The 13,870-nt window shown below is 68.3% G+C and carries 13 protein-coding genes; 2 read left to right on the top strand and 11 right to left on the bottom strand.

What is annotated here, in order from left to right; genetic code table 11:
• Positions 1-4 precede the first annotated feature (4 nt).
• The 10 genes from ASF58_RS10080 to otsB form a co-directional block, all read right to left on the bottom strand.
• Positions 5-1,930, bottom strand: coding sequence for a Hint domain-containing protein (locus ASF58_RS10080; RefSeq protein ID WP_244477255.1), 1,926 nt, complete (start codon positions 1,928-1,930; stop codon positions 5-7).
• 221 nt (positions 1,931-2,151) lie between these two features.
• A complete protein-coding gene (locus ASF58_RS10085) occupies positions 2,152-2,481 on the bottom strand; it encodes a hypothetical protein (protein ID WP_082512974.1) in 330 nt (109 codons plus the stop codon).
• Between the two features lie 188 nt (positions 2,482-2,669).
• Complete coding sequence (gene kdsA / locus ASF58_RS10090; protein WP_055951099.1) at positions 2,670-3,554, bottom strand: 3-deoxy-8-phosphooctulonate synthase; 885 nt, start codon at positions 3,552-3,554, stop codon at positions 2,670-2,672.
• A 9-nt stretch (positions 3,555-3,563) separates the two neighbouring features.
• Entirely contained in the window at positions 3,564-4,076 is a 513-nt protein-coding gene (locus ASF58_RS10095) for a hypothetical protein (protein ID WP_156375620.1), read from the bottom strand.
• A 39-nt stretch (positions 4,077-4,115) separates the two neighbouring features.
• Positions 4,116-4,520, bottom strand: coding sequence for a hypothetical protein (locus tag ASF58_RS10100; protein WP_244477256.1), 405 nt, complete (start codon positions 4,518-4,520; stop codon positions 4,116-4,118).
• A 149-nt stretch (positions 4,521-4,669) separates the two neighbouring features.
• Positions 4,670-5,965, bottom strand: coding sequence for an aminotransferase class I/II-fold pyridoxal phosphate-dependent enzyme (locus tag ASF58_RS10105; protein WP_055951103.1), 1,296 nt, complete (start codon positions 5,963-5,965; stop codon positions 4,670-4,672).
• Between the two features lie 292 nt (positions 5,966-6,257).
• Positions 6,258-7,793 (bottom strand): Do family serine endopeptidase, encoded by a 1,536-nt coding sequence (locus ASF58_RS10110; protein WP_055951105.1) that lies wholly within the window; start codon positions 7,791-7,793, stop codon positions 6,258-6,260.
• Positions 7,794-7,879: 86 nt separating this feature from the next.
• A complete protein-coding gene (locus tag ASF58_RS10115; RefSeq protein WP_244477257.1) occupies positions 7,880-8,602 on the bottom strand; it encodes a DUF2459 domain-containing protein in 723 nt (240 codons plus the stop codon).
• Between the two features lie 44 nt (positions 8,603-8,646).
• Positions 8,647-9,657 carry a glucokinase gene (locus tag ASF58_RS10120; RefSeq protein ID WP_055951109.1) on the bottom strand — a complete coding sequence of 337 codons (1,011 nt, stop codon included), beginning with the start codon at positions 9,655-9,657 and terminating at the stop codon, positions 8,647-8,649.
• A 62-nt stretch (positions 9,658-9,719) separates the two neighbouring features.
• Positions 9,720-10,475, bottom strand: coding sequence for a trehalose-phosphatase (gene otsB / locus ASF58_RS10125; protein WP_055951111.1), 756 nt, complete (start codon positions 10,473-10,475; stop codon positions 9,720-9,722).
• 159 nt (positions 10,476-10,634) lie between these two features.
• Between otsB and ASF58_RS10130 the strand changes: the two genes are divergently transcribed.
• Entirely contained in the window at positions 10,635-11,129 is a 495-nt protein-coding gene (locus tag ASF58_RS10130) for a DUF427 domain-containing protein (protein ID WP_055951118.1), read from the top strand.
• 85 nt (positions 11,130-11,214) lie between these two features.
• Here ASF58_RS10130 and ASF58_RS10135 read toward each other — a convergent pair whose 3' ends face one another.
• Positions 11,215-12,333 (bottom strand): metallophosphoesterase, encoded by a 1,119-nt coding sequence (locus ASF58_RS10135; protein WP_055951120.1) that lies wholly within the window; start codon positions 12,331-12,333, stop codon positions 11,215-11,217.
• A gap of 236 nt (positions 12,334-12,569) precedes the next feature.
• On the opposite strand from ASF58_RS10135, the gene ASF58_RS10140 reads away from it, so the two are divergent.
• A complete protein-coding gene (locus tag ASF58_RS10140) occupies positions 12,570-13,796 on the top strand; it encodes a serine hydrolase domain-containing protein (protein WP_055951122.1) in 1,227 nt (408 codons plus the stop codon).
• The last annotated feature ends 74 nt before the right edge of the window (positions 13,797-13,870 follow it).

Here is a 13,870-nt window from a genome sequence, read left to right on the forward strand (position 1 = left end):
CGGCTCAGGCCGCCACCATCATCTGCGTCTCGATGCTGGGCCAAGCTGCCTGTGTGGCCAGACGCAGGCGTAAGCCGCTCTCGATCCGGCCGCGCGCGGCCTCGACAATCGGACCGTCGAACGCCACCGGGCGGCAGCGGCCGGGCCGTGGACTGGCGATCCCATCGACGTCCCTCCCCCAGCCCTGCATGGCGTCGCCGCCGAACCAGGCGCGCGCGCCGCTTTCGAAGTACGATTCGGCCGGCAGGCCTTCCGCCAGGAGGATGTCATGCTGGTCGAGTTCCACGTGCCAGTAAGTCACCTGGTCCACGGCTTCTCGACAGATGGCGATGCCGTCGATGAGGTTCATGATGGGCACCAGCACCCCGCCCGCGTTCTGCGCATCGGCGCCAACCAGGACCGGGTGTCCGGGCGACAGGCGGAGGTTCCGTGCCGGGACGGCCTGGCCGCGGGCATCCGTGCCGAAGGCGCCCGCCAGGATACGCACAGGCCACTGCGTCGCAGGCACGGGATAGGCGTCGGGCCGGACCTCGCGCCGGCCGATCCAGCGGATCGTGCGGTGTTCGCCCGTCGCGGTCACAGCCACATCCCCCACGCGCAGATTCTGGATAGCGACGTCGCCGGCGATGCCATCTCGAACCGCCACAATGCGTGTTCCCGTGGTGAAGCAGACCGGCGCGGCGAACTGGATCCTATCGATGTTTGTCAGGGTATCGGCGGCGCCCGTGGTCTTGTCGGTCACGGTGGTGACCGTGCTCGTCTTGTCGATCGTGAAGTTCGTGCTCGAGCCCGTGACGATGAAGGTGTTATAGCCACCGCCGCCGTCGACCACGTTGCTGTTGCCGTTGCCGATGATCACATCGTTGCCGGCGCCAGTAATGGCCTTGTCGATCTGCGTGCCGAAAGAGATGCCGATGTTGTTCGTGACGGCGTTGTTAGCGCTGGCGGTACTGAAGGTGCCTGGGTTCAGGTTGATTCGGGCGCCCGTGCTGAAGCCGGAGACATCGAGCGTGTTGCCGACTCCGCGATTGTAAAGGGTAACGAAGGGCGTGCTATTTTTGGTAAAATCGAAGTAATCTCGCGATGCGCCCGTGATGTTCGTATTGAAGCCGTAGGTCTGGCCGCCAGCGAAGGTGGTGGTCTTCGATTCGCCGTAGAAGCGCTGGATGGCCAGGATGTCGATGGGCATGGGTGTCTGAGCCCATCCTCCCTGCCAATCCGCCACGACGGGGCCCTCCGAGGTGAAGGGCGAGGCCGGGTCGCTGTTTCCGTAATAGGACATCAAGGTCCAGAGGTTCTGATCATACGGGCCTCGCACCCCCTCCACCGTATCGCCGTTGTACGGTCCGGAGTGTCCAAGGCCTATAAGATGGCCCGTCTCATGGGCTGCCGTTCCCATGACGTTAGAGTTCTCGAGGCGAAAGTTGTCTCCGGGTGGTAAGTCCGCAAGCCCGGAAATGTTGATTTGGGCTTGACCCCCCGCGGCATTGGGCGAGGTCTGCGAAGGGATGTCTGCACCCCCGATCGGCTGGCGGCCGTTGTTCGGGAAGAAGGTGACGCCAGCCCCCTCGGTCTGATTGCCCAGCACAGCATTTGCTGACTCGGGCGTTGGAATGTACTGAAATGTGATGTCTGCGATATCGGACCACAGCGTCAGAGCAGAAGTATAAGCAGCTTGGCCCTCGGCCGACAGGCCCGCACTGAAAGAGTAGGTGACTGTTCCGCCAGGTGTACCAGCTTCGCTTGTGGATGCGCGAGGAACGCCCTCGCCGTCGTTATAGAACTTGTTCATCCAAGTTTGTGTCTTGCTGAAATCCCCGTAGTTCCAAGTGAACCAAGAATCCTGAGCGATCCGGCCATCCTCATCCAGGCCGGACAGGTACGTGACTTCGTCGCGCTGTCCCGCACTGAGGTCTGTCAGGTTGGCCATTCCGTATTCCCCGCAGGTGTGGGGATCGATGTGAACCCCTCTGCGAAGCTTGTGGGACGAGGCGCAACAATCGATACGGCCGCGAGCGGGTAACGCAGAGCGGTTCGAGGGACAGGCGCGGGGTCCAAACGCAAACGGGGCAGCCAACTTTCGTTGGATGCCCCGGATCGCCTTCGCACAGTGTCTTATGCGCTAGATGAGTGCGCTAGATGAGAACCGGCTCAGTAGCCATAACCGTAAGCGGGGGCGCCGTAGCCATAGGCGGGACGGCCATAACCGTCACGAGAATAGGCGTCACGGGCAGCCCCCGCAGCGATCGCGCCAGCAGCAAGACCCGCAATGCCGAGGCCGACAGCAGCACCGGTCCCGATCCCACGACGACGGCCACCATACGCGTAGCCGCGGCCGTATCCGCGATGGCCGTAGGCATGGCCATGGCCGTAGCCCCCATGACCGTAACCATAGCCACGCGGGCCAGCCTCGGCGGAGGTTGCAGCGGCAAGACCGCCAAGGGAAAGGGTCAAGGCGGAGATCAGAGCAAGCTTGCGCATGGTATCCTTCAGCGTTCGAGAACGAATTGGATAATCCAACGTCAGGATGTTCTGATCGTTCCCATCAACATTCTCGGACGGGGGGACGCGCGGCTCAGTTCATCAAACTTGGTGAATCGCTCCAGCCGTCCGGCGCTGAAGAGCCCTTGCTCAAACTTGCTCGGTTTGAATCGATGCTTTGACCGGTCTCAGGCTTTCTGCCCAGCTGTCCGCGCTTTGGCGAGGCGATCGAAGGCCTGTAACTCGGCGAGCAGGGCCGGCATCGCCCTCAGGGGCACCATGTTCGGTCCATCGGAGGGGGCCTGGTCCGGATCCGGATGCGTCTCGATGAACAGGCCGGCGACGCCAACCGCTACGGCCGCGCGGGCAAGCACGGCAACGAATTCTCGCTGGCCGCCGGAGGTGGCGCCCTGCCCGCCCGGTTGCTGTACGGAGTGGGTTGCATCGAACACCACCGGAGCGCCGTGCGTGACCTGCGCCATGATCGGCAGGCTGCGCATGTCGGAAACGAGGGTGTTGTAGCCGAACGAGGCGCCGCGCTCGGTCACGAGCACGTTGGGGTTACCTGCCCTGGTCACCTTCGCAGCAACGTGAGCCATGTCCCAGGGTGCAAGGAATTGACCCTTCTTCACATTCACCACCCGACCAGTGGCGGCCGCCGCGAGGAGGAGGTCGGTCTGCCGGCAGAGGAAGGCCGGGATCTGGAGCACGTCGATGACCTCGGCCGCAGCCGCGCATTGCGCCGACTCGTGCACGTCGGTCAGGACAGGCAGGCCGAAGCGCTCCTTGATCTCAGCGAAGATCGGCAGGGCCTCGGCGAGACCGAGGCCGCGCGGGGTGGTGCCGGAGGTCCGGTTGGCCTTGTCGAACGAGGCCTTGAACACGAGACCGATCCCGAGGCGGTCGGTCATCGCCTTCAGGGCATCGGCGATCTCGATGGCATGGTCGCGACTCTCGAGCTGGCACGGGCCGGCGATCAGCGCGAAGGGCAGGTGGTTCGCGAAGGCGACCGAACCGGCCGTCACGATGGGAGCAGTGGAGGTCACGGACTCGGACGAAGCGATCTCAGGCATGCCGCCGGTCTAGCCCGCCCGCGCTCCCACGGGAAGACCGGCACGTCGGCGAAGCGCGGCCCGGATGCTGGGGATCAGCACGCAGCGGGTCCGGGGAGATGCGAACGGGTCGGTATCGGGTGCCGTCTCGCAACGGAGCGCTGCGCGTCCGGCAATGCCCTCCTGCGGGCGTCCCGTGCCCAGGGCGCTTTGGTGCAGGCGAAGGGCGAGGGTCTCGATAGTCTCGGGCTTCGCACCGGTGAGCGCACCGGCGGCGAGGCCGATCAGCGCGTAGTACCGCCGAGCCGGCTCCCGCTCCAAGGCAGAGAAGATCATCCGGCGCGCCCGGCAATCGAGGCTCATCCGCTCCGCATCGGACGAGCGGAAGACGGCGCGTGTCCCGTCGCGACCGGCCAGGGATGCCCCGGTGGCGCGGATCATCCGTGCGGAGAGGGCGTCGCAGCCATCCGCCGCTGCTGCAGGAGTCGCAGCGTACAGCGTCGGGAAGAGCAGAATCGCGGCGAGCCGAGGGAAGAGCATCATCGGTCTGATCTAGCGCGGGGGACGGACGACGCCCACCACTTACCGCCGCGGAGTCAGCGAACCCGTGGTGTCGCCGTGGCAAGCCTCATGAGCATGCGAGCGCAAGACCCGCGGCAAGGACACCGGATGTGCGCCGGCCTCGTCCTCGAAGGTGCCGGTGAGGGCATCTGCGCCAGCGACGCCCTCGAAGTGAAGCGGCCCGGCCTCGGTCTCCACCGCGAAGTGGATCGTATGAGTGGCGTTGTCGAGGGTGATGTCGGCGGCGGTGCGGGGGCCGCGCTGCTCGGCCCCCTCGTAGGTCAGCCCGTCCCCGTTCGGTGAGCGTCGCAGGGTGATGCGCTGGCCGCTACGCGCTCCGGTCTCCGGCAGGGTACAGAGATCGGCATAGACGAAGGTGCCGGATGCCCAGGCGGTGCGCGCCTGGGCCGGAGTTACCTCGGTCATGAGCATACAGAGAGTCAGGCCGGACCAAACATATGCGCCGGCGCGCTGCAGCATTCTCGAAGTCGCCGTCCTCAGGGCTGCCATCGCGTTGCCTCCCGGATATGCGCCGCATCATCCGGCGCACACGTTTCTGGATTGCGACAGAGGATTCAGGCCGCTGAGCGCGCGCGGGCCCTGTGCTCGGCCTCCAGCGATGCAAGAAGGATGCAGAGGGCGATGCCCTCCGCCGCCATCGTCACGTCGCCGAGGCTGGGAAAGGTTGGCGCAAGGCGAAGGACGCTGTCCTTCGGGTCGCGGCCATAGGGCGACGTCGCTCCGGCTGGGGTCAGGGCAATGCCGGCCTCCTTAGCGAGCCGAACCACCTCGGTCGCGGTGCCTTCGCGGGCTTCGACGGTGATGAAGTAGCCACCCTCGGGCCGGGTCCAACGAGCGGCCCCGGTGCCGGCCAAATGCCGGTCCAAAGCCTCCTGCACGGCCGCGAATTTCGGCGCGATGAGGGCGCGGTGGGCGTCCATATGAGCCTGGAGCCCGGCGGCGTCGCGCAGGAAGCGTACGTGACGGAGCTGGTTCAGCTTGTCGGGACCAATGGTTTGCTTGGCGGCGCGAGCCAGGAACCAACGCGTGTTCTCGGGCGAGCCGGCAAAGACTGCGAGACCGGCACCCGCCAGGGTGATCTTCGAGGTCGAGGCATAGAGGAAGGGCCGGTCCGGATGGCCAGCCTCGGCACAGGCGGCGAGAATATCGCGCACCGGGTGGCGATCGGTGGTGAGGTGGTGCACCGCGTAGGCGTTGTCCCAGAACAGGCGAAAATCGGGAGCGCCGGTCTTCATCGTGGCGAGGCGCCGAACGGTCTCGTCGGAGAAGATCTCGCCGGACGGGTTGGCGTATTTCGGTACGCACCACATCCCTTTCACGGCCGGGTCGGCGACCAGCGTCTCGACCACATCCACGTCGGGCCCCTGCCCCGTCATCGGCACCGGGATCATGCGGATCCCGAACTCCTCGCAGAGAGCAAAGTGGCGGTCGTAGCCCGGCACCGGGCAAAGGAAGATCGGGGTCTCGCCCTGCGACCATGGCCGCTCGGAGCCGGGCACGCCCTTCAGGAGAGCCCAAACGATGGTGTCGTGCATCAGGGCCAAGCTGGAATTGCCGCCGACCACGATCTGATCGGCCGGCGCATCGATGAGGTGAGAGAACAAGGCCCGCAGCTCGGGCAGGCCCTGCTGACCACCGTAATTGCGCGCATCCTCTTTCGCCGCGGTCGTGTAGTCGCCGTTGCCCGGCAGCGCGAGCATGCCATTGGAGAGATCGAGCTGCTCGGGGGCCGGCTTGCCGCGCGTCATGTCGAGCTTGAGGCCGCGGGCCTTGAAGGCGTCATAGGCGCTGCGAGCCTGCACGTGCAGGTCCGCGAGGTCAGCCGTGCTGCGGTCGGCGATCGTCGTCATGATAGGCTCAAGTCCGGGTATGGCCGCGCGGGCGTTCAAGAAGCGCGCGCACCATGACGCTTGGCGCCGCCTGCGTCACCCCGCGCGCGCGCGGGGCTCGCGGTCCCAGGGTTGCGTGGCATGCCAGGCGACGCGGCCATGTGCGTCTGCCTCTTCTGCCGGGCCTGGAAATGGACGCAGCCCGCGGAATTGGGGGGCGTACGTCGGAAACACGAGAGCGCCGGCCCTCGTGCAGGACCGGCGCTTCGGCGCCTTGCTGGAGCGCTCCGAGCGGCGAGCCGCCCGTTTCGGATCAGCCCGCCTTGTTCAGGGCCACCGCGACGAAGCGCGTGATACCCTTGGCGTTCTTGACCCGCATCAGCACCGCCTTGCGACCGCTCGTCTCGGCGGAGCGGACGCGCTCGGCCACCTCCGAAGGCTGCGAGACGCTGGAGCCTGCCACATCCAAGATGATGTCGCCCTGCTCGATGCCCTTGGCCGCGGCCGGACCATCGGGATCGACCTCCATCACGGCGACGCCCTCGGAGCCGGCACCGACCTCGGATGCGGGAGCCAAGCTCAAGCCCAGGCGGGGCTGGCCGTTGGTCGAGGAGCCGCGATCGTTGCCTGCCACCTTGGTGTCGTTGGGCAGGACGCCGAGTTCCACCGTCGCGGTGTCGGACTTGCCGCCGCGCAGGTAGGTCAGCTCGACCTTGGCCCCCGGCTTGATGCCGGCGATCTTCCGGGACAGCTCCTTGGCATCGTTGATCGGGGTCCCGTTGACGGATTCAATCACATCGCCGGACTTCAGGCCGGCTTTCGCGGCCGGGGTCCCCGCCTCGGCATGATCCACCAGGGCGCCCTTGGCCTTGTCGAGGCCGAGTCCGTCGGCGATGTCCTTCGTCACCGGTTGGACCTGCACGCCGAGGTAGCCGCGTGCCACCTTGCCGTCGGCTCGGAGCTGGTCGACCACCGCCTGGACGGTCTCGGCCGGGATGGCGAAGGCCAAGCCGACGCTGCCACCGGAGGGCGATGCGATGGCGGTGTTCACGCCGACCACCTCACCGCCGACGTTGAAGGTCGGGCCGCCGGAGTTACCCTTGTTGATCGGCGCATCGATCTGCAGGAAGTCATCGTAGGGGCCGGCACCGATGTCGCGGCCGCGGGCCGAGACGATGCCCGCCGTCACCGTGCCGCCGAGGCCGAACGGGTTGCCGATGGCCACCACCCAGTCACCGACACGGGGCGCCGACTTGCTGAGAGAGACGTAGGGGAAGGTGCCACCCTCAGTGATCTTGAGGAGGGCAAGGTCGGTCTTAGGATCCTTGCCGATCACCTTCGCATCAAGGGTGCGGTTGTCGTCCAGGGTTACCTGCACCGACTTGGCCTTGTCGACCACATGGTTGTTGGTGACAACGTAGCCATCCGCCGAGATGATGAAGCCCGAACCCATGGCGCCGCGTTGTCCCTGACGCTTGGGCATGCCGAAGCCCTGGCCCGGACCCCCCTGACCCGGTCCGCCCTGGCCGAAGCGCTTGAAGAACTCACGCAGCTGCGGTGGGACCTGCTGTCCCTGGCCCTGGCCAGGGCCGTCCTCGTCGTCGGCATCTGCACTGTCGTCGAGCTTCACCTTCACGGCGACGACGCCCGGCTTCACCTTGTCGACGACGCTGGCGAAGGAGCCCGGCGGATGGTCGGGGGTCTCGATCGGGTTCTTGGAAAGGGACTGGGCGTAGGCCGGGGAGGCCGGCTGGGTCAGCCCAACGCCAGCCGCGCCGGTCGCCACGAGGGCAGCCACGGCGACGGAGGCGAGAGCGTTACGGCGCAGACGGTTGGGCTGAGCGGTCATAGGGGTCTCCGGATCGGGTGGCCGCCATCGGCAGGCCGTGATCCGGTTTGTAAAGAGCGCTGCCTGACCCGGGCGTGGCGTGAAGATTACGGTTTGGACAGGTTCGCAGCGATCGGCTGGGGGGTAAGTCCGGACCGCCAGCGTAGATCGAGGAGAAGCCCCAACGGGTGGGTATCGAGGACGGGGGTGATGGGGAGGCCGGCGGCGTGCAACAGGCGTGCCGCCCAATGGTTGCAGACGTTGGCGTAGGAGAAGCGCCCCGTCCCGTCGTAGAACAGGCTCGGCCCGTAGAGCCCCGGACCACCTGCCACCGGCTGTCCGTCGATGACGCGGAAACTCCCTTCCAGACGGGCGAGAAGGCGCGACAGGCCGGGTTTCGAGACCCGCAGCCGCACGAGGTCCGAATAGGGAAAGCTGTCACGCACCGGCCGCTCGAGTCCGACCACCTGGACCACCCCCTCCCGTCCGCCCGGCGTGAACAGGGCCGCGAAGGCGAGGCCGAGGTCGAACTGGGCCAGCGTGGGCGTCGCCCGGTAGAAGCGAGCCTCCCCCCAACCGAACTCGATCTGCGGATAGGCGCGGAACCGCGTGGCGATGCTGGCGAGGGCCGGCCCGCTCCCCCCTCCCGTCAGGGCGGCCCGCGGTAGCACGAGGCCGGAATGCCAGCCGTGCGACACCAGCGCGATCTCGATGCTGTCCGTGTCCGCTGGCGGATAAAGGTCCGGGTTGCCCCGCTGCGCCGTCAGCAGTGCGGCGAGGACGATGAGTCCGAACAGGGTGACGATCACGGCGCCAAGGCCCGCGGCCATTCGAGCGAGCCGCCACCGGCCCGTGCGCATGGCTGCGCTATCGGTCAGGGCGCCTGCCACACCTGGCCGTGATAGTCGAACCGGTCTGGCTGGCTCGCGAGGGCGGCGAGGCCCGTCAGCGCGGGATCGTGCACGGCGATGACGCTCGTCGGAATCGCCTCCATCTGCGCCACGAAGGGGGGCTTGTACTCGAAGGCGGCACGGAAGGCGCCGCGCCGGAGCACGTCGATGATGCGGGGCGCGATGCCACCGCCGATATAGACGCCTCCGGTGGCCAGGAAGGTGAGCGCGAGATCACCACAGACGCGGCCCAGGAACTTGGCGAACAGGTTGAGGGCCGCCGCCGCGTCCGGGTCGGCGCCGGTAAGCCCAGCCTCCGTGACTGCAGCCGGGTCGAGGCGCGGGCCGTCCGCACCGGTGCGCAGCCGGTGCAGGCCCGCATGGAGCCGGGTCAGGCCGGGGCCGGACAGAAGGGCCTCGACGGTGATGCGGCCCTCGACCCGTTCGAGATGCGGCCACAGGGCGAGCTCGGCCGGCGAACTCGGCCCGAAATCCACGTGGCCGCTCTCGGTCGAGACGATGACCAGACGCCGACCCACCGGCAAGAGGGCTGCCGCACCGAACCCGGTGCCGGGCCCGAGGACGAGGCGCGCACCCTGATCGCCGGCCCGGCCCTCCTCGCGGTCCGGGCCGATGGGCGTCAGCTCGGAGGGGCTGATCCCGGCAGCACCGGCCGCCACGGGCACGTAGTCGTTGACCACCACCGAGCGCGACAGGCCGAAATCCTGCCCGATCCGGGCGCCCTCGATCACCCAATGGGCATTGGTGAGTTGCACTGCCGGCCCGTCGACCCGGGCCGCCACAGCCAGGATGGCCGAGCGCGGCGCGGCGCCGCTTCCCTTGGCCAGGGAGGCGCGGATGGCGGCACTGGGATCGGGGTGTCCCGCCGTCTCCTCGTGGGAGAGGAGGACCGGCTTTGCCCCCACCTCGGGGACCAGGGCGAAGCGGGCGTTGGTGCCACCGATGTCGCCGACGAGGACGGGAAATTCGAACATGTGCGTCGCTTCCGTCTGTCCCCCGGGGAACGGGGATTGAGGGATCGGTCGTGAAACGCCGCTCAGGCGGCCGGCAGGGCGTCGGGGTCGATCGGTGCTCCCTCGGCCCAGGCATAGAGCAGGCGGCGCACATCCTCGGGATCGATGAGGCGGCGGGAGGCGATCGTCTCGGCCCCGCCGATCCGGACGCTGACGCCGCCGGTCTCGTTGATCACCGCGAAGGCCTTCTCATCGGTGAGGTCGTCTCCGAGAAAGATTGCCCGGCGGCCGGCATAGGGCGGGTTCTCGGCAAGCGCCCGGATGGCGTGGCCCTTGGTGGCGGAGGCGGGCACGATCTCGCCCACCGCCTTGCCGAGCTGGAGCCGATAGGCGGATCCGAGGGAGACGGCGGCCGCCTTCACGGCCTCTTCCGCCGCGGCGGCATCGCTCGGGGTGGCGAGGCGCCAATGCACCGCCACGGAGGCGCCCTTGTCCTCGATGAGCACGTGTTCGAGGTCGGTTACGGCCGCATGCAGGGCCGGCACCTGGGCGCGCAGCGCAGGGTGATCCTCGGCGGAGCCGCCCGAGACGACGCCGTCGACGCGCCGCTCGACTCCGTGCAGGCCAGCGACATCGAAGCGGGCGGGGACCAGGAAATCGTCGATCACCCGGATGGGCCGGCCCGTGACGATGGCGAGGGCGCCTCCGAGCCGAGTGCGCAGCTTCTCCAGGGCCGGAGCAAGGGCGGGATCGACCCGGACCTGGTCAGGCTTCGGCGCGATCTCCACCAGGGTGCCGTCGAAGTCGAGATAGAGGGCGAAGGCGGTTGGGTCGGTCACGCAGGTTGTCCCTTCGTCTGATCCGGGCCTGCGCTAGCATGCCCTGCGCCAGGGGAAAACGCGGGATCGGGAAATCGGGAGGTCGGAAATCAGGTCGGGCGCAACACCCTGCCCTATCTGTTCGACCGTCCGATCCCTGTGAGGCAAGGTCCCGCTCGCATGTGGCCCACCCCGATCCCGCCCGGCCCGAACGAGCAGAGCGTCTGGGACTACCCACGCCCGCCCCGCCTGGAGAGGGTCCCCGAGCGGCTGCGGGTTGTACTCGCCGGCCGGGCCATCGCCGAGACCGGTGCCGGATACCGGGTGCTGGAGACCAGCCATCCTCCGACTTACTATTTTCCGCCCGGCGATGTGGTGGCCGGGGTGCTCGGGCCCGCCCGCCGGGCCGGCATCTGCGAGTGGAAGGGGCGCGCCGTCCTGTACGACGTCGCGGCGGGCGGGTTCCGCGCCGAGGGCGCGGCCTGGGCGTACCCCGACCCCACGCCGGACTTCACCGCGATCACGGGCTACATCGCCTTCTATGCCGGTCCAATGGAGGCCTGCTTCGTCGGCGACGCGCTTGTGACGCCGCAGCCCGGCGGCTTCTACGGCGGCTGGATCACACCCGGCATCGTCGGCCCGTTCAAGGGCGGCCCCGGCACCATGGGGTGGTGAAGCGCGGGTTGGGCTGAAAGGGAGCGCCGCCCATCCAGGCCTCGCCGGACTGCGTCGGGGACGCCTGGCATGAGCGCCCTTTCCCTCAGGAGGTACGACGCAGGGTGATGCGAGTCAGCTCGGAGGGGCGGCCGAGGCGGAGCGCGAAGCCGGCCCACAGGCCCGTTCCGTTGTTGACGTAGAGGGTCATGCCACCCACCCGGTAGGCACCGGAGACGAATCCGTTGTTGCCGCGCGCCACGAGCCGGTCCAGCCCGACGATCATGCCACCGTGGGTGTGGCCGGAGAGCTGCAGCGCCACGCCGCGTGCGGCGGCCCGAGGGGCATTCGCCGGCTGGTGATCGAGGAGCACGATCGGCGTATTCGCGGGCGCACCGGCCAGGGCGGCATCCAAGTCGGGCCCTGGATGGCCGATGGCGGGCGCCGAGCGGTCGGTGACCCCCGCCAGCACCAGCGCGTCACCGCCGCGGGTCACCACCGCATGGGCATTGGCGAGGATGTGCATTCCCATGCCGGCAAAGTGGCGCATCCAGGTCTCGACGTCGAAGAAGTACTCGTGGTTGCCGGGGATGGCCCAGACGCCGTCTCGCGCCGTCAGGTGGCGCAGCGGCTCCACGTCGGCTTGCCGGGCCGCGAACGAACCGTCGATGAAATCCCCCGTGACCAGGATCACGTCCGTATCGAGTTCGTTGGCGCGCGTGACGACCGCCTGTGCCCAGCTCGCGGGAAACAGGCGGCTGATGTGCAGGTCGGTGAGATGGAGGATGGTGTATCCCTCGAAGCCCGGCGGCAGGTCCCTGACCGCGACGTCAACGTCCTTCAGGGGCGGCACGCGCACGGCCTGCTGCACCGCGACCGCCGCCAGCAGCGCGACCGCCAGGGCGGCTCCGATGCGCCACGCGGTGGGAACTTCCCAACCACCGCCGGGCAGGGCCAGGGAGACCAGGGCCGCGGTATCGAACGCGAACAGCAGCAGGGCCAGCAGGATGATCGCGCCGAATGCCCCGCTGAACAGCATGACGACCGGCCGCGGGAATTCGGGGGAGAACACCGATCCCGAGGAGAGACGGCTCCACAGGTGGTACTGTGAGGCGACCAGCAGGATCGCGGCGAGACCGAGCTTGAGTGGGAGTGGCCAGGGGAGCGGCCAGACGCCCCGGGCAACGACATAGAGGCAGGGCAGACTGAAGATCAGGTGGATCATGGCTGTTCCATGGACCGGAGCATGGTCCGTGCGCAAAGCTTACCGTTCAGGCGCGTGGGCGGCCTCGGGAGCCGCGACCCGCCGGCCTGGGGGCGCCAGGAAGCCTGTAAAGCGGGATGGGGTTATGCGGTGGATCGCGTCTGCGTGCTGGCGCACGCCGGGGTTTGCGCCGCTCGGCCACGCCGGTATGCCAAGTCCGGTCGGCAGGGGACGCAGCCAGGGACGGAGCAGGTGTGATGCACGGTGAGATCGCAAGCGAGCCGCGGGCCCTGGGGCTCTGCCCGGACCGCCTCGAGCGGATCGACGGCTGGATGCGCCGTCTCGTCGATGACGGCAAGGTCGCGGGCCTGTCGGTGATGCTTGCCCGCGGTGGCCGGACGGCCTTCTTCCGGGCCCATGGCCGCGCCGACATCGCGCGTGACGTGCCCTTCGCCCCCGACACCATCGCGCGCATCTACTCGATGACGAAGCCGCTGACCTCGGTGGCGGTGATGATGCTCTATGAGGAGGGCCGCTTCCAACTCGACGACCCGATCACCCGGTTCCTGCCGGAATTTTCCGATCTGCGGGTTCTGACCGGCGGCAATCGGGCGAAATTCGACAGCGAGCCGGCCCGTCGCCTCATCACGATCCGCGACCTCCTGACCCACACCTCCGGCCTGACCTACGGCTTCATGGAGGCGACCCTCGTGGATGCCCTGTATCGCCAGAACGGCGTCGATTTCGGCGAGACCCAGGAGGCGAGCCTCGCCGAGGTGGTGGGCCGGCTGGCCCGGCAGCCGCTCCTCGCCCAGCCGGGCGCCGAGTGGAACTATTCGGTGGCCACGGATGTCCTCGGACACCTCGTGGCCGTCGTCTCCGGCCAGGACTTCGCCGATTTTCTGCGGCAGCGGGTGCTCGGCCCCCTCGGCATGATCGACACGGACTTCTCCGTGCCGGCCGACAAGCTGCCGCGTCTGGCCGCCAATTACAGCCTGTTCCGGGACCGGACGCTGAAGCTCTACGACGATGCGGTCGGCAGTCGCTTCGCCCGCCCGCCGGCGGTGGCCTCGGGCGGCGGCGGGCTCGTCTCGACCGCGTCCGACTACATGCGCTTCTGCCGCTTCCTCCTCGGGCGCGGCGAACTCGAGGGCACGCGGCTTCTGGGGCGCAAGACCGTCGACCTCATGCTGATGAATCACCTCGACGGGGACCTGGCGTCGATGGGCCAGCCGCGCTTCTCCGAGACCGCCTACACGGGGATCGGCTTCGGTCTCGGCTTCTCGGTGATGCTCGATCCGGCGCGCGCCCAGATCGTCGGTACCCCGGGCGAGGTGGCATGGGGCGGGCTTGCCAGCACCGCCTTCTGGGTCGACCCGGCCGAGGATCTCGCGGTGGTGCTGCTGACGCAGCTGATCCCTTCCTCGGCCCTGCCGCTGCGGCGCGAGTTGCGCGTGCTGACCTACGCCGCCCTGGTGGATTGAGGCCCCCGGATACGCGAAACGCCGCCGGCCCGAGGCGGGACGGCGGCGTTCGATGACTCCTGGCGCGATGCGGC

Origin of the sequence: Methylobacterium sp. Leaf125, assembly GCF_001423085.1 — a bacterium.
Classification (GTDB): domain Bacteria; phylum Pseudomonadota; class Alphaproteobacteria; order Rhizobiales; family Beijerinckiaceae; genus Methylobacterium.

What these genes read in the sequence shown, in the direction of transcription:
- ASF58_RS10095 (WP_156375620.1), bottom strand. Translation starts at nt 4,076, where the DNA reads ATGATGCTCTTCCCTCGGCTCGCCGCGATTCTGCTCTTCCCGACGCTG.
- ASF58_RS10110 (WP_055951105.1), bottom strand. Translation starts at nt 7,793, where the DNA reads ATGACCGCTCAGCCCAACCGTCTGCGCCGTAACGCTCTCGCCTCCGTC.
- ASF58_RS10120 (WP_055951109.1), bottom strand. Translation starts at nt 9,657, where the DNA reads ATGTTCGAATTTCCCGTCCTCGTCGGCGACATCGGTGGCACCAACGCC.
- ASF58_RS10130 (WP_055951118.1), top strand. Translation starts at nt 10,635, where the DNA reads ATGTGGCCCACCCCGATCCCGCCCGGCCCGAACGAGCAGAGCGTCTGG.
- ASF58_RS10085 (WP_082512974.1), bottom strand. Translation starts at nt 2,481, where the DNA reads ATGCGCAAGCTTGCTCTGATCTCCGCCTTGACCCTTTCCCTTGGCGGT.
- ASF58_RS10105 (WP_055951103.1), bottom strand. Translation starts at nt 5,965, where the DNA reads ATGACGACGATCGCCGACCGCAGCACGGCTGACCTCGCGGACCTGCAC.
- ASF58_RS10140 (WP_055951122.1), top strand. Translation starts at nt 12,570, where the DNA reads ATGCACGGTGAGATCGCAAGCGAGCCGCGGGCCCTGGGGCTCTGCCCG.
- kdsA (WP_055951099.1), bottom strand. Translation starts at nt 3,554, where the DNA reads ATGCCTGAGATCGCTTCGTCCGAGTCCGTGACCTCCACTGCTCCCATC.
- ASF58_RS10100 (WP_244477256.1), bottom strand. Translation starts at nt 4,520, where the DNA reads ATGACCGAGGTAACTCCGGCCCAGGCGCGCACCGCCTGGGCATCCGGC.
- ASF58_RS10080 (WP_244477255.1), bottom strand. Translation starts at nt 1,930, where the DNA reads ATGGCCAACCTGACAGACCTCAGTGCGGGACAGCGCGACGAAGTCACG.
- ASF58_RS10135 (WP_055951120.1), bottom strand. Translation starts at nt 12,333, where the DNA reads ATGATCCACCTGATCTTCAGTCTGCCCTGCCTCTATGTCGTTGCCCGG.
- ASF58_RS10115 (WP_244477257.1), bottom strand. Translation starts at nt 8,602, where the DNA reads ATGGCCGCGGGCCTTGGCGCCGTGATCGTCACCCTGTTCGGACTCATC.